This window comes from Thalassobacter sp. HA4-2, from assembly GCF_055693705.1.
The window spans coordinates 2,761,596-2,786,595 of record NZ_JBVFUK010000001.1 but is presented as its reverse complement, the minus strand read 5'-3'; the positions used below and the strand labels follow the sequence as shown (position 1 = coordinate 2,786,595).

Below are 25,000 nucleotides of genomic sequence, written 5' to 3'. Positions count from 1 at the left end.
GTGTTTGGCGCAGGATGCGCGTCTGCACGGGGGTGTACAGGGGGTGGACGGGGCTGACACCCTCTTTTTGCGCGTTTTCGCGGTCTGTTACCCCCTGCCTCTGGTCTTGGGCGGGCGGGGCCGCTACATACCCGCCATGGCAAAACGTAACATCCTGATCCACCCCGATCCCCGCCTGAAAGCCGTGGCCAAGCCCGTGGCCGACCTGTCTGACGACCTGCGGCGCTTGGGCGATGACATGCTGGAAACCATGTATGATGCGCCGGGCATTGGCCTTGCGGGTCCGCAGATTGGTGTGGGTCAGCGGGTCATTGTGATGGATTGCGTCAAGGAAGAGGGCGAGGCCCCGCGCCCCCTGATCATGTATAACCCCCAGATCCTAAGCGCCAGTGATGAGACCAGCGTCTATGAGGAAGGCTGCCTGTCCATCCCCGAGCAATATGCCGAAGTCACCCGACCCGCCGAGGTAGAGGTCGCGTGGATCGACCGCGATGGCAACGAGGTGCGCGAGGGGTTCGCCGGGCTTTGGGCCACCTGTGTGCAGCACGAGATCGACCACTTGGACGGCAAGCTGTTTATTGATCACCTAAAGCCACTCAAGCGGCAGATGATCACCCGCAAGATGGTGAAATTCAAGAAAGAACGCGCGCGGGAGGGGTCGTGATGCCCCGCCCGTTCATCATGTGGCCCGACAGACGTCTGCGCACCCCTGCGGTGGAGGTGCCTGAAATCACGGACGAAATCCTTGCCATCTGGGACGAGATGTTGGAGGCGATGTACGCCATGCCCGGCGTGGGCCTTGCCGCGCCACAGCTGGGCATCCCCCTGCGTCTGGCCGTGGTGGATGCGGGCGACAAGAAACAGCCCGTTCGCATGGCAAACCCCAAGGTTCTGCACGCCAGCGTCGAGCTGCGCGAACACGACGAAGCCTCTCCGAACTTGCCGGGGGTTTCTGCCAGGATCAAACGCCCCCGCGCCGTCACCGTGACCTACCTGAACGCGCAGGGCCATCTGGATCGGCGCGATTTTGTCCACCTTTGGGCGACCAGCGTGCAGCATCAGATCGACCATCTGGACGGTAAGATGTACTTTGACCGCCTGTCCAAGCTAAAGCGGGATATGCTGCTGAAAAGGCAGAAAAAATGCGCGTAGTCTTCATGGGTACGCCGGACTTTTCGGTCCCGGTTCTGGACGCGCTGGTGGATGCGGGCCACGAGGTGTGCGCCGTTTATTGCCAGCCGCCCCGCCCCGCGGGCCGTGGCAAAAGGACCGCCCCAGCCCCGTGCAAACCCGGGCCGAGGCGTTGGGCCTGACCGTGCGCCATCCGCTGAATTTCAAAGCGCCCGAGGATCGCGCGGCCTTTGCCGATCTGGGCGCGGATGTCGCGGTGGTGGTGGCCTACGGCTTGATCCTGCCGCAAGCGATCCTGGACGCGCCCGCGCGGGGCTGCCTGAACATCCATGCGTCCCTCTTGCCGCGCTGGCGCGGGGCCGCCCCGATCCACCGGGCGATCATGGCGGGGGATGCGCAGACGGGCGTGTGCATCATGCAGATGGAGGCAGGGCTGGACACCGGCCCCGTCTTGCTGCGCGAGGCGTTGGACATTGGCGCGACCGAGACAACGGGCGCTTTGCATGACCGTCTGTCCGCCATGGGCGCGCGGTTGATCATAGACGCCTTGGCGCGCCTGCCCGATCTGTCCCCACGGGGACAGCCGGAGGAGGGCGTGACCTACGCCGCTAAGATCGACAAGGCCGAAGCAGCAGTGGACTGGACCCGCCCCGCTACCGAGGTCGCGCGCCAGATCAACGGGTTGTCGCCGTTTCCGGGCGCTTGGGTTCCGTTTCGCGGCGGGCGGCTAAAGCTGTTGCAGGCCGCTGTGGCGGACGGGCAGGGCGCACCGGGCACGGTACTGGACGGGCTGACTGTGGCCTGCGGTGCGGGCGCGGTGCAGGTCCTGCGTGTCCAGCCCTCGGGCAAGGGTGCGATGGACGCGGATGTCTGGCTGAACGGTGCGCAGATCACTCCGGGCACACGATTGGAGGACGGCTGATGTTTCCAACCATGATGGGCACCGTCGTGCTGGCGGGCATCGTCGGCTATTTGTCGGAAAAGTGGGATTTCACCCACAACGGGATCCTGCCCTCGATCATCATCTGCGTGGGTGGGGCCTTGGTGTTCTACTTTGTGCGGATCATGTTCGGGTTGTCGTTCGGGGCGCCGGGGGTGGATGCGATCATCTCCTCCATCGGGGCGCTGGTCATCGTGCCAACCCATTGGCGCAAGTGACCCCCGGCGGACTGGGGTATTTTTGACCCAATGAAGCAGGGGCGGGTTTACCCGGGGCGGGGCGGCGCATAGTTTGACAGGCGAAGGAGTCCGCCCATGACCAAGCCCCCTCTGACCCTGTACCTTGCCGCGCCACGCGGGTTTTGCGCCGGTGTGGACCGTGCGATCAAGATCGTGGAAATGGCCTTGGACAAATGGGGCGCGCCGGTGTTCGTCCGCCACGAGATTGTGCACAACAAATACGTGGTGGATGACCTGAAGGCCAAGGGCGCGGTCTTTGTTGAAGAGCTGGACGAATGTCCCGACGACCGCCCCGTGATCTTTAGCGCTCATGGTGTGCCCAAATCGGTTCCCGCAGCGGCGGCGGCGCGGCAGATGGTCTATGTGGATGCCACCTGTCCCTTGGTCAGCAAGGTGCACATAGAGGCCGCGCGCCACCATGAGGCGGGCCTACAGATGATCATGATCGGCCATGAGGGCCACCCCGAGACCGTGGGCACCATGGGCCAGCTGCCCGAGGGTGAGGTCCTGCTGGTCGAGACCGTCGAGGACGTCGCCCACGTGCAGGTCCGCGATCCCGACCGCCTGGCCTTCGTCACGCAGACCACCCTGTCGGTGGACGACACGATTGATATCGTCGCGGCGTTGAACGCGCGGTTCCCGGCTATCGTCGGGCCCCACAAGGAAGATATCTGCTATGCCACTACCAACCGGCAAGAGGCGGTGAAGGCCATGGCCCCGCTGGCCGATGCCATGCTGGTGGTGGGTGCGCCGAATTCCAGTAACTCCAAACGGTTGGTCGAGGTGGGCAGCCGCGCGGGTTGCAAATACTCGCAGCTGGTGCAGCGGGCCGCCGACATCGACTGGCGCGCGTTGCAGGGGATCACATCCATGGGGATCACCGCCGGGGCCAGCGCGCCGGAGGTGTTGATCAACGAGGTGATCGACGCCTTCAAGGATCGCTATGACGTGACCGTGGAACAGGTCGAGACGGCCGTGGAGAACGTTGAATTCAAGGTGCCCCGGGTCTTGCGGGAGCCTGCGTGATCCAACCGCCACGCAGCGCCATTGCGCTGGTAGCCCTGTTTGCCATCGTCTGCGCCGTGCAAGCCGTGATTGCGATCAGTCCCGCCCCGGATGTGCCTGACGGCAGCTACGCCCTGTTCTACCCGCAGGACGGAGCGGAGGGTCTACGTTGGTCCGTGCAGGTGGTGTTCTGGTTCCAGATGGGTGGGCTGTTTGCCTTTGCTGCCACGGCGCAACGGTCGGGATGGTTCCCCGTGGCCCTTTTTGCGTTGGTCGTGTTCGAGGTCGGTGGCGACCCGATCCGAGAGCCGGTTTGGGCCGTCGTGTCCTTAGGCCTTGCCTTGGGGATAGACGGGGTCTGGGTGCGTTATCGGGTGGCCCCTGTGTGGTGGCTGACAGTGCGATTGATGATTTGCGTGCCGCTTGCCCTCGCCATCGCTGTGGTCGCGTGGCAAAGTTGACGCAAAGGAGTTTTCAATGATCAACCTATCCTTCCTGCTGACGGCTTTTGTCGTCGTCATCGCCCCCGGTACAGGAGTGGTCTACACGCTGGCCCTTGGCCTTGGACGGGGGCGGGGGGCGGCGTTATGGGCGGCCCTTGGCTGCACCTTTGGGATTGTGCCGCACCTTTTGGCGGCCACCCTTGGGCTGGCGGCGGTGCTGCACACCTCGGCCCTTCTGTTCAACGTGGTGAAATTCGCGGGCGTGGCGTACCTTTTGTACCTTGCGTGGGGCGCGCTGCGCGAGGGCGGGGCCTTGCAAGTCCGCGCGGACAAGGGCGCAGAGCCCGGCTGGCGCATTGCGCGCAGAGGCGCGTTGATCAATATCCTGAACCCGAAGCTGTCGATCTTCTTCCTCGCCCTTTTGCCCCCTTTCCTGTCCGGCAATCCTGCCACGGTGACGTTTGAAATGGTCACCATGGGGCTGGTGTTCATGGCAATGACCTTCGCCGTTTTCGTAGCCTACGGCGTGTTCGCGGCGCTTGCGCGGGACTGGGTGCTGGGCTCCGCACGGGCCATGGCGTGGCTGAACCGATCCTTTGCGGGCGTCTTTGCCCTGCTGGCGGGCCGCTTGGCCATGGAGCGGGCATGATCCCCCGGTCTGCCCTTCTGTTGGGTGTTGCGGGGCTGATCCCCTTCGTGTGGGGGGCTGGCACTGCTTTGATGCCCGAGTTCGGCCTGCGCGCGGCGCAGACCATCGGTCCGCGTTTTGTCGGGCCTTACGTGCAATTGTTCTACGGCGCTGTGATTCTGTCGTTCATGTCCGGGGTCCTATGGGGCTTTGCGACCAAGGCGACCGGGACGGTGGCGACCACGGGCTATGCCCTGTCGGTGCTGCCCGCCCTTTGGGCGTTCTTTATGACGGGGGGCGGGCCTGTGTCTGCCTCGATCGCGCTGATCACGGGGTTTGTGGGGCTGTTGGGGCTGGATTGGTTATTCTGGAACCAAGGGCTGGCCCCGCCGTGGTGGATGAAGCTGCGCCTGTTGCTGACGGCGATTGTCGTGGCCTGCCTTAGCGTGACGGCGTTTCTATGACCGACCCGCAGACCTTAGCGGCCTACGCCCCGCGTGTGGACGAATACGCCGCCCTTGCGACGGATCCTGTGCAGGACGCGGGCCAAGCGGCCTTTGTCGCGCGGCTGGCCCCAGGGGCGCATATATTTGATCTGGGCTGCGGTCCGGGCGTTCAGGCGCGGGCCTTCGCGGACCAAGGGTTCAGGGTGTCTGCGCTGGATGCCACGCCCGCGTTCGTGGCCGCCGCACAGGCGCGCGGGGTTGATGCGCGGTTGGGCACCTTTGCGGATATGACCGAGGTGGGGGCCTATGACGGGGTCTGGGCCTCTTTCTCATTGCTCCACGCGCCGCGCGCGGACTTCCCGGTTTTCTTGGCGGCGGCGGTGCGCGCCTTGGCCCCGGGCGGTGTGTTCTACCTTGGCATGAAGCTGGGGCAGGGGGAGCATCGCGACAGGATCGGGCGCTTTTACAGCTATTATTCTGTTGCGGAATTGACGGATGCCTTGGGTGACAACGGCCTGAAGGCGACATGGATGGAACAAGGCGAAGGGGTCGGGCTGGATGGCAGCCCCGCGCCCTTTGCAGTAATGGTGGCGGAACATGCCTGATTTATATGCCTACACAGATGGTGCGTGCAGCGGGAACCCCGGGCCGGGGGGATGGGGCGCGCTGTTACAGGCGCGTGACGGGGATGCGGTGGTGAAAGAGCGGTCCTTGCAGGGCGGCGAGGCCGACACCACAAACAACCGGATGGAACTGTTGGCAGCCATTCATGCTCTGGAGGCGTTGGAACGGCCCAGCACCATCACCGTCGTCACCGACAGCGCCTACGTCAAAGGTGGCATCACCGCGTGGCTGTTTGGGTGGAAAAAGAACGGCTGGAAGACCTCGACCAAAAAGCCAGTGAAGAACGAGGATTTGTGGCGCAGGCTGGACGCGGCGCAGGCCCGTCACTCGGTCACTTGGGAATGGGTGAAGGGCCACGCAGGCCACCCCGAGAACGAACGGGCAGACGAGTTGGCCCGCGCCGGGATGGCCCCGTTCAAGGGCAAAAAGTAGGGCGGGACTTGTCCCGCCGCTCCCTTACAGAACCGTAACCGTCGTGCCCAAAGGCACCCGTTCGTACAGATCCTCGACATGGGCGTTGATCATCCGGATGCATCCGTTGGACGAGGATGTGCCGATGGACCGGGGCGCGGTTGTGCCGTGGATGCGGAAATAGGTGTCCACGTTCCCCTGATACAGGTACAGCGCGCGGCTGCCCAAGGGGTTGTCTGGCCCGCCGGGGACGCCGTCTGCGTACTTTTCATACTTGTGCGGCTCGCGCGCGATCATCTCGTCCGTGGGGCGCCAGTTGGGCCATTTGGCCTTGCGCTTGATGGTGGCCACGCCGGTGAACTCCAGCCCCGCTCGGCCCACCCCAACGCCGTAGCGCATGGCCTCGCCGCCGGGCATGATCCAGTACAGATAGTGGCTGGCGGGCACCACGATGATGGATCCCGGGGCAAAGGTGTCCTTCACCTTGACCATGGTTGGCAAAAGGTGGGTGGGGGGTGTAGGCGAGGGCAGGGGTGCCAAGGGCGGCAAGCGCCGCACTTGATCCGGCAAGAAAGGATCGTCTGTGCATAGTGTTTCCTCACGTGGCAGCGTGTTGCTGTACTGTGTACCCAAGACTACGCCAAATAAAGGTAAGGAGTTCCATAACACGCTCCGCCGTTGCCCCCGCGCCACGCTTGTCCGGTCACATCTGCGTGATCCGCCGCAGTCATGCGCCCTAGACAGACGGCGGGGCGGCGTGCATCACTGGGGTATATTTTAAGCTTTGACCCATTTCGGGGAAATCATTGATGCCTGATCTGCTAGGAGATTTCCTGCAATCGCCCAATGCGCAGACCTATCTGGCGTTGCGCCGTGCCGTTCATGGGGCACAGACGTTTGATCTGTTTTCGGACGCCGTGCTGCGCATGGATCAATTCTTGGCCGAAGACGATCCTCACGGTGCGTTGCGCCTTGTCCCGGGAATGATGCCCAACTGGCTGCTGAGCCCACGGGCACATTTCCAGATCAGCCGCGCTGCCTTTGCGGCGGGGGATGTGCATCGGGCCAAGCGCGAGACCTCCTTTGCCCAAGCCTGCCTTGCCAGTGTCGTGGCCACAGGGGACGGCAGCCCGGCCGCACCCTACCGGCCCATTCAGATCACGGATCAAGAAGATATCCTGACCTATCTGGACCGGACGCCGGGCACTCAAGGGTCCGATCAGGCGGACGGACAATTCTTTGATTTCATCACCGATACCGAAGGTCACACCCATTGGTTCGACATGACCGACAGCCTGATCGCCATGTCCCAAGCACGGAGCGGCACCCATGGCGGATAAAAAGGACATCACCCCTCAGCAGCAAGACTGGGCCAGCCAAGTGGCGCGGATGCTGGGTCTGGGCAGGGCCAGCCCGTCAAATGCGTTCTCGGACAAGGCCGTCAAGACGATTGGCCCGGATGTATTGGGTCAGCAAAACAGCGATCTGTCGTTGGATATGGATTTGTTCAAGACTTACGCAGCAGAACTGGCCGAGGCAGAGCAGGGCTTTGTCGAAAATTGGAAGGCGGCCCAAGAGCAGATCCAGCAGGCCAAAGCCAAGGCCGATACAGACAACCTCGCCTTTCAGCAGGCAGAGGCGCAGCGGATGCAGGCCATCGCCCAACTTGATCGCGCGCGTCAGATCATCCGCGCCTCTGAACAGGCGCTGGCCAAGTACAGTGCTGAATTGGCCATGCACAACCAGACCGAAGGCAGCCAGTTCACCTTAGAAACTGCCCAAAAGGCCCTGAATTTTGGCGCGGATCGTTTGCCAAAACGGGTCATGGACATCGCCCAAGCCGCCGAGGCCACGCAACAGGCCTTGGGTGCAGCGCAGGATCAGCTTTCCGCCAGCAGAGCCGCACTAGAGGCGCAAGCGGCAGAGGCCAAGGCCCGCAAGGCGGAAAACAACGCGGCCATGCGCGCGGTCGTGGCCGCCTGTTTGCCCGTGATTGACGCGCCCGCCAACAACCCGGAGCGGGACAAGATCCTCGATCAACTGTCGGTGTTCAGTGCCAAGGCGGACGCCTACAACGTGACTGCGGATCAGGCCCGGGGACAGCTGGAAGATCTGAATCGGATCAGCCGCGACATCTATGCTTGGATGGACCGACGCGCACGCGACCATCTGCCCCCGCCGCGCGATGGGCTGCATCTGGCCGAGGTTGTGCAGGCCGAGCATCGCAAGCTGATCACGGCCATGATTGACCGGGGCATGACGCCGCCCCCGCCTGTGCCGGGCTTCGCTGACTTGCCGCAAGACCGTCAGCAGACCTTGCAGCGGGTTTGGGACAGCCTTTTGGGCGACAAGCGCGACAAGGCGGGGACGATGCGCCTGCCCGGGGGGCTGGACGCGGCCAACATCCTTGACCGCGCCCAAGATGGTGATGACGTCAGTGATGACAGCGCTCCACCTGCGGCTGCCGCGCCCGACGCCGGATCGGCCAGTGGCTACGATGAAGTAGACCCGAGCGCGGCCGTCATGGTCACTCCGTCGCCGGCGGACCCTCAGACCCCGGCCGAGGTCGCCGCCCGATTGGCAGAGCAGGACCGCGCCCAGACCGCCGTCCGATTGAGGGAAAACTTCGCTGGTGATGACGATATCCTGCCCGACCTTGAGGCGTTCGTGGCGTTTCGCATGCAGATCATGGCAGACATCGCCCGTTTGATGGCAAACGAAAGCGGCCGGCGGATCATGGAACAATTGGATGCGGCCTTGTCCCAGACGGAAGGTGCGGTGTTGGATGTGCTGCCTGCGCCGATCCCGAAATCCAAAGCCTTCAATCTTGAGTTTGATGGCAAAGCCTCTGGTTGCGTCGTCTCCATGCCTTGCGGGGCGCAGGATGGCGACAGTCTGGTCCAAACGGAGAATGGCAACCTGATCATGGCCCCCACCTCTGTCGTCATGGCCCATGAGATGTTGCACGCGTTGCACAGTTTGACCGGTACGTCCCGCCCGTCTGAGGGGGATGATCTGGCGGATGCGATGCGCGACGCGGGCCTCGCAGACACTTGGACCAACTTTGAGGAGCATTGGACGATTGCTGGCGATGAACTGTCCGAACAAAGTGTCCGCGATGACTACGGGCTGACGGCCCAACGCTTGTCCCACGGCTCTGTCCCCGTCGCGCCCAGCGTTGCGGATGCTGCGGTTGCCTATGTGCAGGCGCGCACGCCAGACGGTCTGCAAGAATGACCCTGACACCGACGCAGCGGGCATTTTTGGCAAACCACTTGGGTGTGCAAGTGCGTCCCATGGCTGTGCCGGATTTGACCGGCCTTTGGGGCGGTGCCTTGGACCGGGCCGCCGCGTCCGCGCAGGGTTTGATGCAGCACCTGCAGGCGACGGGCCATCCTGATCTGGCGCGCATCGCCCGGACTGATCCGCGCAGCTTGTGTGATGATGGCGACCTGTCTGCCGTCCTTGCGGCCCTTGCCGCCGCCGACGATGCCGCCCGTCCCGCACAGATCGCCCGGACCCAAACGCACGTCAAAGCGGTGCGCGCGCAGGTGCTGAAAGACCCGGTAATCCGCAAGTTGGAGGCGAACCCATTCGGCGTCAGTGTCCAGTTTCGCGCGCCGATCCTACAGGCCTTGGACGTGATAGAGCAGGCTTTGCAGGGCTGACGGTGTTGTACCCGCAATGGCCCGCGCCAGAAACCCATTTCGAAAATGCTTGGTCTACGCCATGTGGTTCACGTCCCTAATGTGATGAAAATTCAGGCATTTCTGGCAGCAAGCAGCCACTGGAAAAGGGGTATGCTTTCGGTATGCTGCGGGCAGAACAGGCCCTATGTCTGTGCGCCCCTGATCGAGATATCTGCCCATGACCGATACAAACCCGCTTTTTGGCAAACTGTCCCATTTGCTTGGTCAGATATATCCCGACGCTGATTGCGGCGCCATGGCCCGGGACATTACAGCAGCCTTCTGGCCCGACACGCCGACCAACCGCCACGCCGGCCGCACGCCCAGCAACGATCTGTGGACCGAAAAAGACGCCCTTCTCATCACCTATGGGAACTCGATCATAGACGGCAGCCATAAGCCCCTTGATCTGCTGCATGACTTTCTGTTGCGCCGAATGAAGGGTGTTGTGAACGGCGTGCACATCTTGCCGTTCTTTCCTTACACCTCCGACGACGGCTTTGCGGTGTCGGACTTTCGGGCTGTAAACCCGCAGTTGGGGGATTGGCCCGATATCAATCGGATCAGCGAAGACTTTGTGCTGATGTCGGATTTGGTTCTGAACCATGTGTCCAGTCAGGGTCCGTGGTTCAACGGGTATCGACAGGGCCAAGCGCCCTATGATCGCTATTTTTTCGAGGCCAGCCCGGACGAAGACCTGTCGGACGTTGTGCGCCCCCGCACCACCCCGCTGCTGCGCGAGGTGGAGACGATCCATGGCCCGCGCCATGTCTGGTGCACCTTTAGTCACGATCAGATTGATCTGGATTTCCGCAACCCAGAGGTGTTGTTGGAGTTCATACGGATCATCCGGTTGCACGTCGACAACGGCGTTCGGATCATTCGTTTGGATGCTGTGGCGTTCCTTTGGAAGCAAGCGGGGACCCCCTCCATCCATCTGCCCCAGACCCATGCCATCGTGAAGCTGATGCGGGTTCTGTGCGACTATGCCGATGAAAACATCATCCTGCTGACGGAAACCAACGTGCCCAAGGCCGAAAACCTGAGCTACTTTGGCAAGCACGATGAAGCGCACGCCATTTACAACTTTCCCCTGCCGCCGCTGATCTTGCATGCGGTCATGTCCGGTTCTGCCCAATACCTGCGGTACTGGCAAAGTGGCATGCCCCCGCGCCCATGGGCTGCGCGTACCTGAACTTCACCGCCAGCCATGATGGGATCGGGATGCGCCCGGCCGAGGGTATTTTGCCCGAGGCAGAGCAAAGTCGTATGATCGACACGATCCGGAACATCGGTGGGCTTGTTTCCATGCGATCCCTGCCCGGTGGGGGCGAGGCGCCCTATGAAATCAACACTACATTTTACGAGGCCACGTCGCAGACCTTTTGGGGCGAAGACGATTATCATTTTGAACGGTTCATATGCACCCAGACGATCCCTATGTCGTTGGAGGGGATCCCGGCGTTCTACATCCATTCCATGTTGGCCACGCCGAATGACCATGACCAAGTCGCCCATCGCGGCATGAACCGCGCGATCAACCGCCATAAATGGGACTATCAGGCGTTGAACGGCCTGCTGGACGACCCTTCGTCCCCGCAATCCCGTGTCCTCGCGGCCTTGTCCAGACGGTTGCGCATTCGGGCGCAGCAACCTGCGTTCCACCCCAACGCAACCCAGTTCACTATGCCCTTGGGCGATCAGGTGTTTGGGGTGTGGCGGCAAAGCCTGGATCGGCGGCAGTCCATCTTTGCCCTGCACAATGTCAGCGACCAAGAGGTGGTGCTGTCCCAGCTGTCCATGAACCTGATCCAGGACGAGACGTGGTTTGACCTGTTGGATGGCGCGCCCATCGACATGGACCAAGAGGCGTTGACCCTAGCACCCTATCAGTGCCGCTGGATCACCAACGGTGGGCGGCCCTAATACTCCGCCTCGTCGGCTTGGGCGGCGGCGTTCATATCGGCCAGAAAGCTTGGATCGGCGGCGTGGACCCGGTTCCACGTGGGAATAAACGGGGTCTCGTGGGGGTTGTCCAAGAACACCTGACCCGCGCGCATGATGTTTTCGGCAAACAGCTCGATCGACTGTTCCTCGGAATGGCGGTCCAATTCCAGCCCGTTCATCTTGGCCTCGCTGCAATAACTGTCCAGCAGATCCAGGGCCGACCGATAGTAGGTGGCCTTGAGGGTGCGAAAGACATTGGGCGTAAAGACCGTGCCATCGGCGGCCAGTTTTCGGAAGATCGCTTTGCAGATGTCTGCAGACATCCGGTTCAACCCCGCCTCGGCCTTGTCGGGGCTGAGGTCCTGATGTTTGTGATCATAGGCGTCCGAAATCTCTACCTGACACACCGCCTTGGGGGCTAGATTGCGCCACGCCTCGGACAGGACCCCGATCTCAAGCCCCCAATCGGATGGGATGCGCAGGTCGGGCAAAATCGTCGTGCGCATGGCGAATTCACCAGACAAGGGATACCGAAAGCTGCGCAGGTAATCGATGTAGTCACGGGACCCTATCACCCGGTTCAAGGCGATCAAAAGCGGGCTGACCAACAGCCGCGTGACGCGCCCGTTGAGTTTGCCGTTCCCGATCCGGGCATAGTATCCCTTGGCGACTTGATAGGGAAAGGTTGGGTTCACAACAGGATAGACCAGCCGCGCCAGCATTTCCTTGTCATAGGTCAGAATATCGCAGTCGTGGATGGCCATGACCGCCGAGTCCGAACAGCTCATCAGATATCCCAATGCGGACCAGACGTTCTTGCCCTTGCCCTGTTCGCTGGGCGCAAGGCCCAAGGCCTCCAGCCGCGCCCCAAGGGCCAACATGCGGGGGCTGTCGTTCCAGATGACGATGTGGTTTTGGTTCAGCCCTTTGAAAAACTGCTTGGCATGGCGGTATTCTTCCTCGTTCGCCGCATCGAGGCCGATGATGATGCGGTGCAGATAGCTGACGTTCGCAAGCTCTTTGAGGATGTGAGGCATCGCCTCTCGGCCCAGCTCTGAATACAGACACGGCAGGATCAGCGTGATTTTGCGTGTGGTCGCAAACGCGCGCAGCTCTGCTTCCATTTCGGACACGTCGCGCATGCGCAGGTTGTGCAGTGTCGTGATGTTTCCGTTTTGATGGAAATCAGCCATGAAGTGGATCCTGTTCTTGTTCGAGGCGCTTGAGAATGTCGCAAAGGGTTGCGTTCCAACCGACAGGGCCGGGGTCTTGGGTTCGGATGACGCGCCCGGTGCCTTCGGTCTTCAGCGGTCGCAGCGGTGGGCGGGTGGGGTTGGCAACGATCACACCGATATCGGCATGTTCCAACATCTCGATGTCATTGGGCGCATCGCCAAGTGCGATGGTGCGGCGTGGTTTGTAGTGGGCAATGATCTTGCGCATCTGATCCACCTTGTTGGCCCCAAAGCACAATGTCAGAAACCGGCCCCCCTGTTGCGCCGAAATGCCGTGGTCTGCCAAAGCTGCAAAGAACAGATCCCGCTGTGCGTCGGTCCCGGACCAAAGGCCGGGCTCCGAAAAGCTACGGTCTTGGGCTAGGGCCGCCCCCTGCGCCGTCAGCCCCGTGCGTTGCACGATCTCGGCCGTGGACATATCCCCAAAGCCGCGAAACAGAGCGCGCAGTGGTGCGGGGATCTCCGCGAGCGCCGCCCGGATGGCACGGTAAGGACCGTTCTGCGGCGTTTCGCTGGCCATGGCAGGCAAGACACCCGCCCCGTTTTCCACAATCGCGGGCCAAGCCGCGCAACCGATCTCGGCACGCAGCGCGCAGATTTCCGACGCGGTTTTACTGCTTGCCAAAACCAGTCCGGCGGACATGCGGCCCAGCATCGCAAGGGCCGGTTGCGCAGGGGTGAAATCGTAGGTGTGGTGATCGATCAGCGTTCCATCGAGATCAGTAAAAACAAGCAGTTCACAATGGCGCGTCATACCATGACACTGGCAAGATCACGCCTCAACTGCAAGCGGGATGTCCTTGACGCTGGTTTTGCCCGGCGCAAACCAAGGGCGCACACTCCGATCAACAAAGCGCGCTATATTTTTAGGCAAAATGGCGATCCCTGAAGGACTCGAACCCTCAACCTGCTGATTAGAAGTCAGCTGCTCTATCCAGTTGAGCTAAGGGACCGCTGGGTGCCTTTTGCCGCAAACAGGGGGCGGCTTGCAATGGGGGTGTGACCTGATTAGGCCTGAACACAGTTCATGTCGGAGGAAGCCATGTCAGTCACCGAACGCCGCGCCGCTTTGCGCGATAAGCTGATCGATTTGGCGCAACACACGATCCGGACTGATGGGGTCGGGGCGTTGCGGGCGCGGGATCTGGCCACGCGGGCCGGGTGTTCTGTCGGGGCGATCTACAATGTGTTTGGGGATATGGACGAGTTGACCCTCGCTGTGAACGGCGAAACCTTCGAGGCCCTTGGGGCGCATGTGGCGGCACAATTGGACACGGATGCGCCGCCGCAGGATCAGCTGGTTGCGATGTCGCTCGCCTATCTGGACTTTGCCCAGCTGCATCCGCGTCTGTGGCGCACGCTATTTGATGCGGGTATCCGGTCGGATCACCAAGCGCCGGAGTGGTATTTGCAGGCGTTGGACCAGCTGTTTGCCATGATCGACGCACCCCTGATCCAGCTACATCCCGAATTGTCCCAACACGACATCCGCATGCGCACCCGTGCGCTGTTCTCGGCCATCCACGGGATTGTCCTGTTGGGGACCGAGCGCTGGATCACCGGCGTCGCCGAAGATCAATTGCCAGAGATGATCCGATACGTCCTGAGCGGTGAAACGAAAAAAACTGAACGCTGTTCAAATTGCGCCTTGAACGACGGTCATTCTCGCACTATGTCCGTTTTATGAACAGCGTTCATGACGCGAGATGGAACGGAGGAACCTATGTTTCGAACACTCAACACCTTGATGCGCGGGGCCAGTGCGCGGGGCGAAGAACAACTGCGCGATCACTTTGCCATTGATCTGATTGACCAGAAAATCCGCGAGGCGGAGGCCCAGTTGAAAGCAGCCAAATCGCAGCTGGCCTTGATGATCCAGCGAGAGCGGGCGGAGCGTAGCCATTTGGACCAACTCACCGCACGCCACGCCGACCTGATGGACCGGGCGCGCCAAGCCCTTGACGGTGATCGCCAAGACCTCGCAGCCCAAGCCGCCGAGGCCATCGCCCACATGGAAAACGAGATGCAGGCCCGGTCCGACACCGTTGCCCGGCTGGAAGGGCAGGTCTTGCGCCTGCGCGGATCGGTCGAGGCGGGGCATCGCCGCATCATTGATTTGAAACTGGGTGCTGCAACCGCCCGGGCCCTGCGCCGGGAACAGGACATGCAGGTCCGCCTGCGCGGCACTGCGGTTGCCAGCAGCGCCGCCCACGAGGCCGAAGAGTTGATCGCCCGCGTTTTGGGCCGGGATGACCCGCTGGAACAGGCCGATATCCTTGCCGAAATCAACGCGGACCTGAACCACGACACCCTGCCGTCTCGCATGGCAGAGGCGGGCTTTGGCACCGCCACCCGCACCACGGCCAGCGACGTGCTGGCCCGCCTGAACACCAACAACGCCTAATCAAAGAACCGGAGAGAGACTATGGAACGCAACGAAGACAACGGCCTGATCATGATGTTCAACGGCGTGGGCGTGGCAGTCGCCTATGCCATGCTGGGTATTTCCCTGTGGCTGTCGACGGATGTGCCCCTGTCCACCAAGGGGTTCTGGGGGATCTCTGTGCTGCTGCTGACCCTCGCCTTGGTGAACTTCGTCAAATATCGCTTTGACGCGAAACTGTCGGCGGATCGTCTGGCCAAACTGGAAGACGCCAAGAACGAACGGATCCTTGGGGCCTACGTCAGCGACGAGACGAAGTAGCTTGCGCGGATCATATATCTGACTTATGTCAGATATATGAGCAGTGATATCCAAACCGTCCGCCGTTTTGCCCGCGCCGTCACCCGTAACGTGGGCGCGCTGGACGAAGATTTCCTTGGACGCGGGCGCCCCCTTGGGGTGGCCCGCGTTCTCAATGCGATTGGCCATGGCATGGGCGATGTGGCGCAGGTCCGCGCCTTTCTCGATCTCGACAGCGGGTTGATGAGCCGCCTGCTGCGACGGCTTGAAGACGAGGGCCTCATCACCTTAACGCCCGCCCCGGACGACAAACGCCAACGCATCGCCGCCCTGACCGAGGCCGGGCAGGCAGAATTCGCGGCCTACGAAGCCCTGTCCGACGCCCGGGCCAATGACATCCTGACCCGCGTGCGCCGCCCAAAGGCTCTGCTACAGGCGATGGCGCTGATCACCGCGGCCCTCGGCGCAGACCGGATCGAGATCGAACAGGTGGACGACCAAGACCCTCGCGCGCTGTCCTACCAAGACGCTTTCATCGCCGAGATACAGGCGCGCCACCCCACGGGGTACGATATCGAAAACGCCTCTGCGCCGACCCTGACGGGGCTTGCCCCGCCTAATGGCGCACTGCTGATCGCGACACTAGATGGCGCAATTCTCGGTGGGGTGGGCCTGAAACGCCGGGACGCGACAACGGGCGAAATCAAACGTCTGTGGGTTGATCCTTGCACACGCGGCCTTGGCCTTGGCCGCCGCCTGATGGACGCCTGCGAACAGATCGCCCGGGACCAATCCATGACGCGCCTGCTGCTCGACACCAACTCGGTCCTGCACGAGGCGACGGCCATGTATCGCGCGACAGGCTGGCGCGCGGTGGAGCGGTTCAACGACGACCCGAACCCGGACCTGTTCTTTGCCAAAGATCTTTAGCGCTTAGCCGTTAGGGACGCCCGCGGCCAAACACTCCACGATGGCCCATTCGGCAAAGTCGGACGGGTGCAGGGTCTTTTCCGGGTTTTCGTAGTCTGCTTCCCAGATCGCAATCTGTGCGTTGGCTTGTTCGACCGTAGTGTTTGCGTAAACGCTGTTGATCTCTGCGGGGATGTCGCCGGGATCAAGATCTCCGTAGTTCGGCCCTTCGCCCGCAACGTCCCAATTTCCTTCTTGAGCCTGCGCAGTTGCAAAGGTGGTAATCGCTTCCAGCCCGTCCGCGCAGCCCTTCAGGTTGGGAAAGCTCGACGGCCCGCCCGTGAAGAAGCTCGTTCTGATCATGTCGGTCTTCAAGTGGCTTTCAATGGCTTTGGACTGTGTTTCCACACCCGAAGACACAACACCCATTGCGGCCAATCCAAGTCCGACCAATGCAGCCGTCAACACGACCCAATCCACTGTCACCGCGCCTTGCTCATTTGTTAAAAACTGCATGCTCTGCCTTTCCTACGTTTCGGTTAACGTATCTCGCACGTCTTGGGCAGGATTGTGGCGACATTGACCCCCATCCGTAAACAGCGACTGGGTCGCGGGGTGCCTTGCACCGCACCCCGGCGCCCTATATCCAACCGCAAACATCCCGCAGGAGGGCGCAATGGCTGCTTATCAATACGTGTATCACATGGACGGCGTGTCCAAGACCTATCCCGGTGGCAAGAAGTGCTTTGAGAACATCCGTCTGTCCTTCCTGCCGGGGGTGAAGATCGGCGTGGTTGGTGTCAACGGCGCGGGTAAATCCACCCTGATGAAAATCATGGCCGGGATGGACAAGGATTTCACCGGAGAAGCCTGGGCCGCCGAAGGCGCGCGCGTCGGCTACCTGCCGCAAGAGCCGCACCTGGACGAGGACAAGACCGTCCGCGAAAACGTCATGCTGGGCGTGAAGGAAAAGAAGGACATTCTGGACCGGTATAACGAGCTGGCCATGAACTACTCCGACGAAACCGCCGAAGAGATGGCGCAATTGCAGGACGAGATCGACAGCCAGAACCTGTGGGATCTGGACAGTCAGGTGGATGTGTCCATGGAGGCCCTGCGCTGCCCCCCCGATGACGCCATGCCCGCGAACCTCTCCGGCGGGGAACGCCGCCGCGTGGCGCTGTGCAAACTGCTGCTTGAAGCGCCCGACATGCTGCTCTTGGACGAGCCGACCAACCACCTGGACGCCGAGACCATCGCCTGGCTGCAACGCCACCTGATCGACTACAAGGGCACGATCCTGATCGTCACCCACGACCGCTACTTCCTCGATGACATCACCGGCTGGATCCTCGAATTGGACCGGGGCCGCGGCATCCCCTACGAGGGGAACTACTCCGCGTGGTTGGAGCAAAAGGCCGCCCGGCTGGAGCGCGAGGCGAAAGAGGACAAGTCCAAGCAAAAGGCGTTGGACCGCGAACTGCAATGGATCCGCGCAGGCGCCAAGGCCCGCCAGGCCAAGTCCAAGGCCCGCATCAACGCCTACGAGGAAATGGCCAGCAAGTCCGAGCGCGAGAAGGTTGGCAAGGCGCAGATCGTGATCCCCAACGGCCCCCGTCTGGGCAACAAGGTGATCGAGGTCGAGGGCCTGAAGAAAGGCTTTGGCGACCGCCTGTTGATCGAAGACCTGTCCTTCGCCCTGCCCCCCGGCGGCATCGTCGGCGTGATCGGCCCGAACGGCGCAGGTAAATCGACCCTGTTCAACATGTTGACCGGCGTCGAGAAACCGGACGAGGGCACAGTGGAATTCGGGGATACGGTCAAACTGGCGTTCGTGGACCAATCCCGCGACAGCCTCGATGACAAGGCGACCGTGTGGGAAGAGATTTCCGGCGGGGCGGAGATCATCGACCTAGGGGATGCGCAAGTGAACTCCCGCGCCTATTGCGGGTCGTTCAACTTCAAAGGCGGCGATCAGCAGAAACCCGTGGGCCTTTTGTCGGGCGGGGAACGCAACCGGGTCCACATGGCCAAGCTGCTGAAATCGGGCGGCAACGTTCTGTTGCTCGACGAGCCGACCAACGATCTGGACGTGGAAACGCTCCGCGCGCTCGAAGACGCGCTGGAGGATTTCGCAGGCTGCGCCGTGATCATTTCGCACGACCGCTTCTTCCTCGACCGCCTGTGCACGCACATTCTGGCGTTCGAGGGCGAGGCCCACGTGGAATGGTTCGAGGGCAACTTCGAAGCCTACGAGGAAGACAAGGTCCGCCGCTTGGGCGCTGATGCGTTGGAGCCCACCCGCGTGAAGTACAAGAAGTTCACCCGGTAGGATGGGATTTATCCCATCTGCCCCCGCGGGGGCGGGACAAGTCCCGCCCTACGCCGCCTCGCCATATGCGTGATCAGCCAGATCAGGGGCCATGACATCGAGGCGCAGCGCGAGATTTCGGTCGCGGTGAATGGACGACGGGCTCCATTCAAAGGGATCCCGGCACAGGCCGTGTTTGACCGGATTGAACCAGCAGTAGCGCAGATGGTTGTTCAGATCCGCTTCGTCGCGACAGTGATGTTCCCAGAAACGGCGTTGCCAAATCCCGGTTTCCCCTTTTCGTAGGGTGGGACTTGTCCCACCGCCCTGTCGCGCGGATGGCGGGACAAGTCCCGCCCTACAGGCATCTCGGGAAAACCGCGCTTTGATACTGCCCCACCTTTGGGAATAGTTGGGGTCGTCCTCGGGCAGTTGCCACACAGCATGTATGTGGTTGGGCAGCACGACCCAAGCAAGGATGTCAAAGGGGCGCTGGGATTTTACGTGAGCTACGGCACCGCGCAACACGTCAAGATGATCCAGCAGCGTGGTTGATGTACGATCAGCGAGGCACACGGTGAAAAACACAGGGCAGGTGGCGGGGCGAGGGCGGCGATAATGTGACATGCCGCCTTGGTGCACCATTAAGGTTAACGCGCCGTTATGGGCCCGGCAAAAATTGGGCCAAGCCAACGACTAGTCCCGCGACCTCACAAAACGCGTGTCAGTTCCTACGGCAAAGCCCGTGATTTTCCGGCCTCGTCAATCGCTACAAATGTGAACATACCCTCGGTCACTTTGTCCCGATCCCCGATCCGCCCACGCAGGGCCCAGGCCTCCAGCTCAATGCCCATGGAACTGCGGCCCTCTCGCACGACGCGGCCGTAGACGCACAGCACATCGCCCACATGGACGGGCCGGATGAACTTCATGGCCTCTATCGCAATCGTCGCCACGCGCCCCTGGGCCCGTTGTCCCGCCAAGATACCGGCCGCGATGTCCATCTGGCTTAGCAACCAGCCGCCAAAGATGTCCCCCGACGCATTCGTGTCCGCTGGCATGGCCATCGTCCGCAACAGCAATTCGCCCCGTGCATCTGTCATCTGTGCGTCCTTTCCTCGGCCTGGCCCACTTGGCGCTGACGGTCGCGAAAGCGGTCGCGGTCTGCGTCCGTATACTCGTCCACACAGCGGTGGCATTGCACGCCTGCTTCATACTCGGGGCGCGCCTTGTCCTCGGGGGCGACGGGGCGGCGGCAGGCCCAGCACAGGTCGTGCGGCCCCTCGCGCAGGCCATGTTCCACGCTGACCCGCCGGTCGAACACGAAACAGGCCCCGTCCCAAAGGCTGTCTTCCTCGGGCACCTCTTCGAGGTACTTCAGGATGCCGCCCTTCAGGTGGAACACGTCCTCCACCCCTTGGCTCATCAGGTAGTTCGTCGACTTTTCACAGCGGATACCGCCGGTGCAGAACATGGCGATGCGCTTGTTGTGGAACCTGTGCTTGTTCGCCTCCCACCAGGCGGGAAACTCGCCAAAGGCCCGCGTGCCCGGGTCGATGGATCCTTGGAAGGTGCCAATCTCGACCTCATAGTCGTTGCGCGTATCAATCACCGCCACATCCGGATCGCTGATCAGGGCGTTCCAATCGGCCGGGGCGACATAGTTGCCCACGGCGGCGCGGGGGTCCACGCCCTCCACACCCAGGGTCACGATCTCACGCTTCAGGCGCACCTTCAGCTTGCGGAACGGTTGCGCCTCGGCGGTGCTTTCCTTCCACTCCAGCGCGTCAAAACCCGGCCAGGCGCGGATATGGGCCAGCACTGCGTCGATGCCGGCGCGGGGGCCTGCAATGGTGCCGTTCACGCCTTCGGGGGCCAGCAGCAGGGTGCCCACAACGCCATGTCCCTGCGCCAAGTCGCGCAGGGGGCTTGACGGTCGGCGGGCACGAGGGGCGCAAAATGATACAGGGCAGCTACAATCCACATGCCCCCCGGTTACCGCCTTGCCCTGCGCGCCTCAAGGCGTACTCTGGTCGCAGCAGCGACCGGAGGCCCCCATGCACGCCCTACTTGTAATCGACGTCCAGAATGACTTTTGCCCCGGCGGCGCACTTGCCGTGGCGGGCGGCGCGGATATCGTGCCCGGCATCAACGCCGCAATGGCGGGGGCTGCAGCGGTGATCCTGACCCAGGATTGGCACCCGGCGGGGCATTCCTCTTTCGCCTCGACCCACGGGGCGGCGCCCATGTCCATGACCCAGATGCCCTATGGCCCCCAGGTCCTGTGGCCCGATCACTGCGTCCAAGGCACCCCCGGTGCGGCCTTCCACCCCGACCTTGCCACCGACCGGGCCGATATGGTGATCCGCAAGGGCTACACCCCCACTATCGACAGCTATTCCGCGTTTTTTGAGAACGACAAGACCACCCCCACGGGCCTGGAGGGGTACCTGCGGACCCGGGGGATCACGGACTTGACCCTGGTGGGCCTGGCCACGGATTTTTGCGTCAACTACTCGGCGGTGGACGCGGCGCGGTTGGGGTTCAAGGTCACCGTGCAGATGGACCTGTGCCGGGCGATTGACTTCGACGGATCGCTGGACGCGGCACAGGCGGGGATGCGGGACGCCGGTGTGACGCTGGCATGACGGACCTGCTGAAAAAGCTGACCCGCGCCAAGGTCAAAGGCCCCAAGGCCGGGATCGACCGTGCGCGCAAGATGCTGGTGGCCGTGCTCCAAAACACGCCCCCCGCCAAACACGCCCGGATGCTGAACGATGGAACGGCTGCCGTGGGTCTGGGGCAGGTGGATCTGCAACAGACCGCCCCGCCCGAGGGGCTGGCCTGCAAGGCGGGCTGCGCGTTTTGCTGCATCCTGACGGGCGATGACGGCGGCATGACCACCGAGGCCGAGGCCCGCGCCCTGCACGCCGCCCTGTCGCCGTTGGCCGGTGCGCCGGACGGGCGGGCATGGCACCCCAAGGCCTGCCCCAGTCTGGACCCCGCCACGCGCATGTGCCGGGCCTATGCCGCGCGCCCGATGATCTGCCGCACCTACGTCAGCCAAGATGCCCAGGCCTGCGAACAGATCGCCAACGACACGCCCGCGCAGGGGGCCGGTGTCCTGTCGGCCTATCCGACCTACCTGACCGCCCAGGCCCTGTCCCGGGCGACACTCGGCCCCGGTCGCGCCCCCACCTACGCCCTGCGCACCGTGGCGGTGGCAGCGGTCGAAGGGGTGGACATCGACACCGCCCTGACCCGTGCCAGACACAAACCCAGAGAGCTGGAGGACGAACGCGCCCGCACAGCACTTTGATCCTTCCCAAATCTTGCCACACTTCTCTGGCACGTGCGGTGAATGAAACAGAATCTTTCATTCACCCGCTCCGAGGTTGGGGCCGTCACAGTAGATTGGGTCGTTCTGACCGCCGGGCTTGTGGGTCTGGGACTGGCTACCATGGGTTTGGTCAGTGGCGGGGTCGAGGACCTGTCCGAAGACGTGGACCGTACCTTGTCCTCAAAGGGCATGATCCTGACGTCGTTTGATCCCGCGCCGGTCAATGAACTGTTCACCCTGGCCCCCAGCGGGACGGCGCGCCCCTGGGGGTATGACACGGGCGTTGGAACCTTGGGCGGCTGGACAATCCAAGGTGCGTCCATGATCAAGAACGGCTTTGCGGGGGTTGACTTAGGCGACGCAGATTACGCCATTGACCTCGTTTCTGGCAGTTACCACGGCATGAAACGCACGGTGGATGACATCGGTCTGGGACGGACACAGACCTTGACCATCTCTGCGGCGGACTATGGCACCCAAGGGTTGGCCGAGGTGCGTTGGGGCGGCGAGGTGATCGGCACCATTGATGCCAATCGCGCGGTCGTCTCGGATTTCAGCTTCGAGATCACCGGCGGCAGTGGTGATGGCACCAACGCGCTTGAGATCATCGAGATCGGCACACCCACCGCAGGTATTGCCACAATGATCGCGGATGTGACGATCGACTGACCCGCGCCCGGTAGGGTGGGACTTGTCCCACCGCCCCTACAGCGACCGCCCCATCATCGTGATGCCCAGCCCGCCGAACAGCGTGCCGAACACCGCCTCGGTCGTGCGGGCGAACCGGGCGTAGACGCCGCGCACCCGGCCCTTGGAAAACACCAGCCCCCAGCCTGCATAGATGCCAAAGATGATCACCGCCGACCCGCTTGTGAACAGCAACAGCGCCCCGGGGGCCTGGACCGCCGGGGCCACAAAGGTTGCCAGCGACGCCCACAACAGGGCCACCTTCGGGTTCGTGGCCGTCACAGTCAGCCCGTGCAGCGCGTCCCGCCACAGGCCCGACCCTGCACGCGGGGTGATCTGCCCCGCCGCCCCGGTCAGGGCCGCGCGCCAGCCCTTGATCCCCAGCCACAGCAGGTAGGCCCCGCCGCACAGGCCAAGGATGCGCAAGGCCATGGGGTAGGCCTCGAACAGGCGCCCCAGCCCAAGGGCGGTCAGGCCCGACCACAGGAACGCGCCGACCCCCAACCCGCACGCCACGGCCAAGGCAGACCGCCGCCCGGACCCAAGGGCGCGGGACGCGACGGCGACCATGTTGGGTCCGGGGGACAGGGCGGCGCTGCCCTTATCGGTGATCCCGCCCGCGCCAACATGCTCACGGCCCTTTTGTCGGGCAAGGCGCTGACTGTGACCGAACTTGCGTCCGAGGCGGGCGTGACCGTGCAAACCGCCAGCGGGCACCTGTCAAAACTGGACGCGGGCGGCTTGCTGGCCGCGCAGAAGCAGGGGCGGCACAAGTACTTCGCCCTCGCCGGTCCCCAAGTCGCCCAGGTGCTAGAGGGGTTGATGGGCCTGGCCGCCACCCCCGCCTTGCGCACCCGCACCGGACCCAAGGACGCGCGCTTGCGCCGGGCGCGGGTCTGCTACAACCACTTGGCAGGCGACATGGGCACGCGCTTCTACGACCACCTGATGGCGCGGGGGCTGATCGCGGTGGGGGACGACACCGTGACCCTGACGCCCCCGGGCCATGCGTATTTCACCGAACTTGGCCTCGACCTCGCCCCGCTGTTGGCCAAACGCACGCCCCTGTGCCGGTCGTGCCTCGATTGGTCTGAACGCCGCGCGCACCTTGCGGGCAGCCTTGGGCGCGCCTTCCTGACCCACATAGAGGGGCAGGGCTGGGTGCACCGCGACCCCGGCACCCGCATCCTGACATTCACACAACAGGGCGAGGCGGGGTTTGCCGCGCTGCTGTACTAGTCCACCCCCTCGCCCGTGTGGGCCATGATCTGTTGCCAAATGGCAATCTCGTCCAACAGGGTCGTTTCCCGACGCAGGCCCCAAGGGCCGAATTCCACATGGCTGACACCCATTACATGGACCCGGGCACCCGTGGGCGGCCCAAAGGCCCCCCAGCCGTCGTGGGTGCCGGTCAGGGACCAGCGGATCGCGCTGCGCGGGGACATCAGCGCATCTTCGCGCCCGATCTGGTGGTCTATGGTGAAGGACGCGGACGGAAAGGCCGACCGCAGGCCCAGCCAGAACCGGGTGGCGGCGGCCCAACCGTGATCCTCGACCCCGCCGGGCAGGGCAAGGGTACAGGCCCGGTCATACGCCCCTTCGATCACGCTGAAATCCGCACCCATGATCCGGTGCAGGATATCGGCGTGCCGCTGTCCCCATGGGGACGCATTGCCGCGCCCGGTGTAGGGGCCCGCTTCGTCCGTCTCGGGGGTCAGCGGTGTGGGCCCATGGGCCATGGTGCTGCGGGCATGGTCCCGCGCGGTGCCGCCCATCTGCACCACAATCGCGGCATTGTCCCGGATCAGCCATTCGTCCCAGACCCGGTTCGCCTTGCAAAACGTGTCCGCGATGGTGCGAAACTTCACGCGCCGCCCGGTGGCCGGCCCAAAGGCCCCGCCCGCGTGGGTGGCGGTCGACACGATCCGGTGGGACGACAGAAACCCCGCTTCGGCATCGCCGGACCAGATCACATCCTCGCCCAGCAACTCCCGGTCAGGAAACTCGGTCAGGGTGGCCATGGTGTTGGCCTTGCCTGCCCCGTTGCCCCGGTTGATCCCGCCGGGGGTGCGCACCAGAAGGTCGTCGCCGTAGTGCCAGTCAAGCTCGGCTATGCCGCGCCCTTCCCAGATCTGGGCGGTGCATTTCAGGATGTAATCGGGCAGGTCGGTGTAGCGGGGGTCAAAGCCGGGCAGGGTCATGGGTGCGACCCTGCACGCGCTGCGCTGTCAGATCAAGCGCACTTGCATGGCAAAGGGGCACGGGCGTGGCGGCTCCGTTTAACCAGCCTGTCGCCTTAAAACGGTCATCATTGTCCGTGATTGAGAGGCCA

General features: G+C 63.0%; 30 protein-coding genes, 1 tRNA gene and 2 pseudogenes. 23 read left to right on the top strand and 10 right to left on the bottom strand.

What is annotated here, in order from left to right; translation table 11 throughout:
- Positions 1-136: 136 nt before the first annotated feature.
- The 10 genes and pseudogenes from def (ACZ1G0_RS14080) (at position 137) to rnhA (ending at position 5,888) form a co-directional block, all read left to right on the top strand.
- The gene (def, locus tag ACZ1G0_RS14080; RefSeq protein WP_472737514.1) at positions 137-664 is read left to right on the top strand and encodes a peptide deformylase; all 528 of its coding nucleotides are present in this window, start codon (positions 137-139) and stop codon (positions 662-664) included.
- Complete coding sequence (def, locus tag ACZ1G0_RS14075) at positions 664-1,152, top strand: peptide deformylase (protein ID WP_472737513.1); 489 nt, start codon at positions 664-666, stop codon at positions 1,150-1,152. Before def (ACZ1G0_RS14080) ends, def (ACZ1G0_RS14075) begins: the two co-directional genes overlap by 1 nt.
- Positions 1,143-2,053 (top strand): annotated as a pseudogene (gene fmt / locus ACZ1G0_RS14070) (methionyl-tRNA formyltransferase). The gene def (ACZ1G0_RS14075) and the pseudogene fmt overlap by 10 nt, the downstream one beginning before the upstream one ends.
- On the top strand, positions 2,053-2,289 hold the full coding sequence (locus ACZ1G0_RS14065) for a hypothetical protein (protein WP_472737512.1): 237 nt from the start codon (positions 2,053-2,055) through the stop codon (positions 2,287-2,289). Before fmt ends, ACZ1G0_RS14065 begins: the two are co-directional and overlap by 1 nt.
- A gap of 96 nt (positions 2,290-2,385) precedes the next feature.
- A complete protein-coding gene (ispH, locus tag ACZ1G0_RS14060) occupies positions 2,386-3,336 on the top strand; it encodes a 4-hydroxy-3-methylbut-2-enyl diphosphate reductase (RefSeq protein WP_472737511.1) in 951 nt (316 codons plus the stop codon).
- Positions 3,333-3,776, top strand: coding sequence for a hypothetical protein (locus ACZ1G0_RS14055; protein WP_472737510.1), 444 nt, complete (start codon positions 3,333-3,335; stop codon positions 3,774-3,776). The genes ispH and ACZ1G0_RS14055 overlap by 4 nt, the downstream gene beginning before the upstream one ends.
- Before the next feature lie 16 nt (positions 3,777-3,792).
- Positions 3,793-4,407, top strand: a complete 615-nt coding sequence (locus ACZ1G0_RS14050) for a LysE family translocator (protein ID WP_472737509.1) — start codon at positions 3,793-3,795, stop codon at positions 4,405-4,407.
- The gene (locus ACZ1G0_RS14045; RefSeq protein ID WP_472737508.1) at positions 4,404-4,850 is read left to right on the top strand and encodes a DUF3429 domain-containing protein; all 447 of its coding nucleotides are present in this window, start codon (positions 4,404-4,406) and stop codon (positions 4,848-4,850) included. The genes ACZ1G0_RS14050 and ACZ1G0_RS14045 overlap by 4 nt, the downstream gene beginning before the upstream one ends.
- Positions 4,847-5,437, top strand: coding sequence for a class I SAM-dependent methyltransferase (locus tag ACZ1G0_RS14040; RefSeq protein WP_472737507.1), 591 nt, complete (start codon positions 4,847-4,849; stop codon positions 5,435-5,437). Before ACZ1G0_RS14045 ends, ACZ1G0_RS14040 begins: the two co-directional genes overlap by 4 nt.
- The gene (gene rnhA, locus ACZ1G0_RS14035; protein ID WP_472737506.1) at positions 5,430-5,888 is read left to right on the top strand and encodes a ribonuclease HI; all 459 of its coding nucleotides are present in this window, start codon (positions 5,430-5,432) and stop codon (positions 5,886-5,888) included. The genes ACZ1G0_RS14040 and rnhA overlap by 8 nt, the downstream gene beginning before the upstream one ends.
- A 24-nt stretch (positions 5,889-5,912) precedes the next feature.
- On the opposite strand, the gene ACZ1G0_RS14030 is transcribed toward rnhA, so the two are convergent.
- Positions 5,913-6,359 (bottom strand): L,D-transpeptidase, encoded by a 447-nt coding sequence (locus tag ACZ1G0_RS14030; RefSeq protein ID WP_472737505.1) that lies wholly within the window; start codon positions 6,357-6,359, stop codon positions 5,913-5,915.
- A 317-nt stretch (positions 6,360-6,676) separates the two neighbouring features.
- Between ACZ1G0_RS14030 and ACZ1G0_RS14025 the strand changes: the two genes are divergently transcribed.
- The 4 genes and pseudogenes from ACZ1G0_RS14025 (at position 6,677) to ACZ1G0_RS14010 (ending at position 11,482) form a co-directional block, all read left to right on the top strand.
- A complete protein-coding gene (locus tag ACZ1G0_RS14025; protein WP_472737504.1) occupies positions 6,677-7,207 on the top strand; it encodes a hypothetical protein in 531 nt (176 codons plus the stop codon).
- Positions 7,197-9,104: a M91 family zinc metallopeptidase gene (locus ACZ1G0_RS14020; protein ID WP_472737503.1), complete on the top strand. Its 1,908-nt coding sequence runs from the start codon at positions 7,197-7,199 to the stop codon at positions 9,102-9,104. Before ACZ1G0_RS14025 ends, ACZ1G0_RS14020 begins: the two co-directional genes overlap by 11 nt.
- On the top strand, positions 9,101-9,535 hold the full coding sequence (locus ACZ1G0_RS14015; RefSeq protein WP_472737502.1) for a hypothetical protein: 435 nt from the start codon (positions 9,101-9,103) through the stop codon (positions 9,533-9,535). Before ACZ1G0_RS14020 ends, ACZ1G0_RS14015 begins: the two co-directional genes overlap by 4 nt.
- Before the next feature lie 199 nt (positions 9,536-9,734).
- Positions 9,735-11,482, top strand: a pseudogene (locus ACZ1G0_RS14010) (sugar phosphorylase).
- Here ACZ1G0_RS14010 and ACZ1G0_RS14005 read toward each other — a convergent pair.
- The 3 genes from ACZ1G0_RS14005 to ACZ1G0_RS13995 all read right to left on the bottom strand — a co-directional run bounded on the left by ACZ1G0_RS14005 (position 11,479) and on the right by ACZ1G0_RS13995 (position 13,691).
- Positions 11,479-12,696, bottom strand: coding sequence for a glycosyltransferase family protein (locus tag ACZ1G0_RS14005; protein ID WP_472737501.1), 1,218 nt, complete (start codon positions 12,694-12,696; stop codon positions 11,479-11,481). The pseudogene ACZ1G0_RS14010 and the gene ACZ1G0_RS14005 overlap by 4 nt on opposite strands.
- Positions 12,689-13,492: an HAD-IIB family hydrolase gene (locus ACZ1G0_RS14000; protein ID WP_472737500.1), complete on the bottom strand. Its 804-nt coding sequence runs from the start codon at positions 13,490-13,492 to the stop codon at positions 12,689-12,691. Before ACZ1G0_RS14000 ends, ACZ1G0_RS14005 begins: the two co-directional genes overlap by 8 nt.
- A 122-nt stretch (positions 13,493-13,614) precedes the next feature.
- Positions 13,615-13,691: transfer RNA gene (locus ACZ1G0_RS13995), tRNA-Arg, on the bottom strand.
- Positions 13,692-13,780: 89 nt separating this feature from the next.
- On the opposite strand from ACZ1G0_RS13995, the gene ACZ1G0_RS13990 reads away from it, so the two are divergent.
- Genes ACZ1G0_RS13990 through ACZ1G0_RS13975 form a run of 4 tightly spaced genes read left to right on the top strand, consistent with a single transcriptional unit; the run spans position 13,781 to position 16,351 of the window.
- Complete coding sequence (locus ACZ1G0_RS13990; protein ID WP_472737499.1) at positions 13,781-14,425, top strand: TetR/AcrR family transcriptional regulator; 645 nt, start codon at positions 13,781-13,783, stop codon at positions 14,423-14,425.
- 36 nt (positions 14,426-14,461) lie between these two features.
- Positions 14,462-15,142: a PspA/IM30 family protein gene (locus ACZ1G0_RS13985; protein ID WP_472737498.1), complete on the top strand. Its 681-nt coding sequence runs from the start codon at positions 14,462-14,464 to the stop codon at positions 15,140-15,142.
- A 21-nt stretch (positions 15,143-15,163) separates the two neighbouring features.
- Entirely contained in the window at positions 15,164-15,442 is a 279-nt protein-coding gene (locus tag ACZ1G0_RS13980) for a hypothetical protein (protein WP_472737497.1), read from the top strand.
- A gap of 36 nt (positions 15,443-15,478) precedes the next feature.
- Positions 15,479-16,351: a bifunctional helix-turn-helix transcriptional regulator/GNAT family N-acetyltransferase gene (locus tag ACZ1G0_RS13975; protein WP_472737496.1), complete on the top strand. Its 873-nt coding sequence runs from the start codon at positions 15,479-15,481 to the stop codon at positions 16,349-16,351.
- A gap of 3 nt (positions 16,352-16,354) precedes the next feature.
- Here ACZ1G0_RS13975 and ACZ1G0_RS13970 read toward each other — a convergent pair whose 3' ends face one another.
- Entirely contained in the window at positions 16,355-16,846 is a 492-nt protein-coding gene (locus ACZ1G0_RS13970; RefSeq protein WP_472737495.1) for a hypothetical protein, read from the bottom strand.
- Between the two features lie 160 nt (positions 16,847-17,006).
- On the opposite strand from ACZ1G0_RS13970, the gene ettA reads away from it, so the two are divergent.
- Positions 17,007-18,662, top strand: coding sequence for an energy-dependent translational throttle protein EttA (gene ettA, locus ACZ1G0_RS13965; RefSeq protein WP_472737494.1), 1,656 nt, complete (start codon positions 17,007-17,009; stop codon positions 18,660-18,662).
- 48 nt (positions 18,663-18,710) lie between these two features.
- Here the strand turns inward: ettA and ACZ1G0_RS13960 are convergent, their stop codons facing one another.
- From ACZ1G0_RS13960 to trhO, 3 genes are all read right to left on the bottom strand, one after another.
- On the bottom strand, positions 18,711-19,268 hold the full coding sequence (locus ACZ1G0_RS13960) for an REP-associated tyrosine transposase (RefSeq protein WP_472737824.1): 558 nt from the start codon (positions 19,266-19,268) through the stop codon (positions 18,711-18,713).
- A gap of 104 nt (positions 19,269-19,372) precedes the next feature.
- Positions 19,373-19,744, bottom strand: a complete 372-nt coding sequence (locus ACZ1G0_RS13955; RefSeq protein ID WP_472737493.1) for an acyl-CoA thioesterase — start codon at positions 19,742-19,744, stop codon at positions 19,373-19,375.
- Positions 19,741-20,535: an oxygen-dependent tRNA uridine(34) hydroxylase TrhO gene (trhO, locus tag ACZ1G0_RS13950; protein ID WP_472737492.1), complete on the bottom strand. Its 795-nt coding sequence runs from the start codon at positions 20,533-20,535 to the stop codon at positions 19,741-19,743. The genes ACZ1G0_RS13955 and trhO overlap by 4 nt, the downstream gene beginning before the upstream one ends.
- Positions 20,536-20,698: 163 nt before the next feature.
- Between trhO and pncA the strand changes: the two genes are divergently transcribed.
- The 3 genes from pncA to ACZ1G0_RS13935 are packed head-to-tail and all read left to right on the top strand — an operon-like array spanning position 20,699 to position 22,650.
- Positions 20,699-21,289 carry a bifunctional nicotinamidase/pyrazinamidase gene (gene pncA / locus ACZ1G0_RS13945; RefSeq protein WP_472737491.1) on the top strand — a complete coding sequence of 197 codons (591 nt, stop codon included), beginning with the start codon at positions 20,699-20,701 and terminating at the stop codon, positions 21,287-21,289.
- Complete coding sequence (locus tag ACZ1G0_RS13940) at positions 21,286-21,960, top strand: YkgJ family cysteine cluster protein (RefSeq protein WP_472737490.1); 675 nt, start codon at positions 21,286-21,288, stop codon at positions 21,958-21,960. Before pncA ends, ACZ1G0_RS13940 begins: the two co-directional genes overlap by 4 nt.
- A 42-nt stretch (positions 21,961-22,002) precedes the next feature.
- Positions 22,003-22,650 (top strand): hypothetical protein, encoded by a 648-nt coding sequence (locus ACZ1G0_RS13935; protein WP_472737489.1) that lies wholly within the window; start codon positions 22,003-22,005, stop codon positions 22,648-22,650.
- A gap of 36 nt (positions 22,651-22,686) precedes the next feature.
- Here the strand turns inward: ACZ1G0_RS13935 and ACZ1G0_RS13930 are convergent, their stop codons facing one another.
- Complete coding sequence (locus ACZ1G0_RS13930; protein WP_472737488.1) at positions 22,687-23,385, bottom strand: LysE family translocator; 699 nt, start codon at positions 23,383-23,385, stop codon at positions 22,687-22,689.
- On the opposite strand from ACZ1G0_RS13930, the gene ACZ1G0_RS13925 reads away from it, so the two are divergent.
- Positions 23,272-23,907: an ArsR/SmtB family transcription factor gene (locus ACZ1G0_RS13925; protein WP_472737823.1), complete on the top strand. Its 636-nt coding sequence runs from the start codon at positions 23,272-23,274 to the stop codon at positions 23,905-23,907. The two genes, ACZ1G0_RS13930 and ACZ1G0_RS13925, sit on opposite strands and share 114 nt — an antisense overlap.
- On the opposite strand, the gene ACZ1G0_RS13920 is transcribed toward ACZ1G0_RS13925, so the two are convergent.
- Positions 23,904-24,863, bottom strand: a complete 960-nt coding sequence (locus ACZ1G0_RS13920) for a nuclear transport factor 2 family protein (RefSeq protein ID WP_472737822.1) — start codon at positions 24,861-24,863, stop codon at positions 23,904-23,906. The genes ACZ1G0_RS13925 and ACZ1G0_RS13920 overlap by 4 nt on opposite strands.
- Positions 24,864-25,000 lie beyond the last annotated feature (137 nt).

What these genes read in the sequence shown, in the direction of transcription:
- ACZ1G0_RS13940 (WP_472737490.1), top strand. Translation starts at nt 21,286, where the DNA reads ATGACGGACCTGCTGAAAAAGCTGACCCGCGCCAAGGTCAAAGGCCCC.
- ACZ1G0_RS13955 (WP_472737493.1), bottom strand. Translation starts at nt 19,744, where the DNA reads ATGACAGATGCACGGGGCGAATTGCTGTTGCGGACGATGGCCATGCCA.
- ACZ1G0_RS13975 (WP_472737496.1), top strand. Translation starts at nt 15,479, where the DNA reads ATGAGCAGTGATATCCAAACCGTCCGCCGTTTTGCCCGCGCCGTCACC.
- rnhA (WP_472737506.1), top strand. Translation starts at nt 5,430, where the DNA reads ATGCCTGATTTATATGCCTACACAGATGGTGCGTGCAGCGGGAACCCC.
- def (WP_472737513.1), top strand. Translation starts at nt 664, where the DNA reads ATGCCCCGCCCGTTCATCATGTGGCCCGACAGACGTCTGCGCACCCCT.
- ACZ1G0_RS13985 (WP_472737498.1), top strand. Translation starts at nt 14,462, where the DNA reads ATGTTTCGAACACTCAACACCTTGATGCGCGGGGCCAGTGCGCGGGGC.
- ACZ1G0_RS14040 (WP_472737507.1), top strand. Translation starts at nt 4,847, where the DNA reads ATGACCGACCCGCAGACCTTAGCGGCCTACGCCCCGCGTGTGGACGAA.
- ACZ1G0_RS13980 (WP_472737497.1), top strand. Translation starts at nt 15,164, where the DNA reads ATGGAACGCAACGAAGACAACGGCCTGATCATGATGTTCAACGGCGTG.
- ACZ1G0_RS14065 (WP_472737512.1), top strand. Translation starts at nt 2,053, where the DNA reads ATGTTTCCAACCATGATGGGCACCGTCGTGCTGGCGGGCATCGTCGGC.
- pncA (WP_472737491.1), top strand. Translation starts at nt 20,699, where the DNA reads ATGCACGCCCTACTTGTAATCGACGTCCAGAATGACTTTTGCCCCGGC.
- def (WP_472737514.1), top strand. Translation starts at nt 137, where the DNA reads ATGGCAAAACGTAACATCCTGATCCACCCCGATCCCCGCCTGAAAGCC.
- ACZ1G0_RS14015 (WP_472737502.1), top strand. Translation starts at nt 9,101, where the DNA reads ATGACCCTGACACCGACGCAGCGGGCATTTTTGGCAAACCACTTGGGT.
- ACZ1G0_RS14000 (WP_472737500.1), bottom strand. Translation starts at nt 13,492, where the DNA reads ATGACGCGCCATTGTGAACTGCTTGTTTTTACTGATCTCGATGGAACG.
- ACZ1G0_RS13960 (WP_472737824.1), bottom strand. Translation starts at nt 19,268, where the DNA reads ATGTCACATTATCGCCGCCCTCGCCCCGCCACCTGCCCTGTGTTTTTC.
- ACZ1G0_RS14025 (WP_472737504.1), top strand. Translation starts at nt 6,677, where the DNA reads ATGCCTGATCTGCTAGGAGATTTCCTGCAATCGCCCAATGCGCAGACC.
- ACZ1G0_RS14045 (WP_472737508.1), top strand. Translation starts at nt 4,404, where the DNA reads ATGATCCCCCGGTCTGCCCTTCTGTTGGGTGTTGCGGGGCTGATCCCC.
- ACZ1G0_RS14030 (WP_472737505.1), bottom strand. Translation starts at nt 6,359, where the DNA reads ATGGTCAAGGTGAAGGACACCTTTGCCCCGGGATCCATCATCGTGGTG.
- ACZ1G0_RS14005 (WP_472737501.1), bottom strand. Translation starts at nt 12,696, where the DNA reads ATGGCTGATTTCCATCAAAACGGAAACATCACGACACTGCACAACCTG.
- ACZ1G0_RS14020 (WP_472737503.1), top strand. Translation starts at nt 7,197, where the DNA reads ATGGCGGATAAAAAGGACATCACCCCTCAGCAGCAAGACTGGGCCAGC.
- ispH (WP_472737511.1), top strand. Translation starts at nt 2,386, where the DNA reads ATGACCAAGCCCCCTCTGACCCTGTACCTTGCCGCGCCACGCGGGTTT.
- ACZ1G0_RS13990 (WP_472737499.1), top strand. Translation starts at nt 13,781, where the DNA reads ATGTCAGTCACCGAACGCCGCGCCGCTTTGCGCGATAAGCTGATCGAT.
- ACZ1G0_RS13935 (WP_472737489.1), top strand. Translation starts at nt 22,003, where the DNA reads ATGAAACAGAATCTTTCATTCACCCGCTCCGAGGTTGGGGCCGTCACA.
- ACZ1G0_RS14050 (WP_472737509.1), top strand. Translation starts at nt 3,793, where the DNA reads ATGATCAACCTATCCTTCCTGCTGACGGCTTTTGTCGTCGTCATCGCC.
- ACZ1G0_RS13970 (WP_472737495.1), bottom strand. Translation starts at nt 16,846, where the DNA reads ATGCAGTTTTTAACAAATGAGCAAGGCGCGGTGACAGTGGATTGGGTC.
- ettA (WP_472737494.1), top strand. Translation starts at nt 17,007, where the DNA reads ATGGCTGCTTATCAATACGTGTATCACATGGACGGCGTGTCCAAGACC.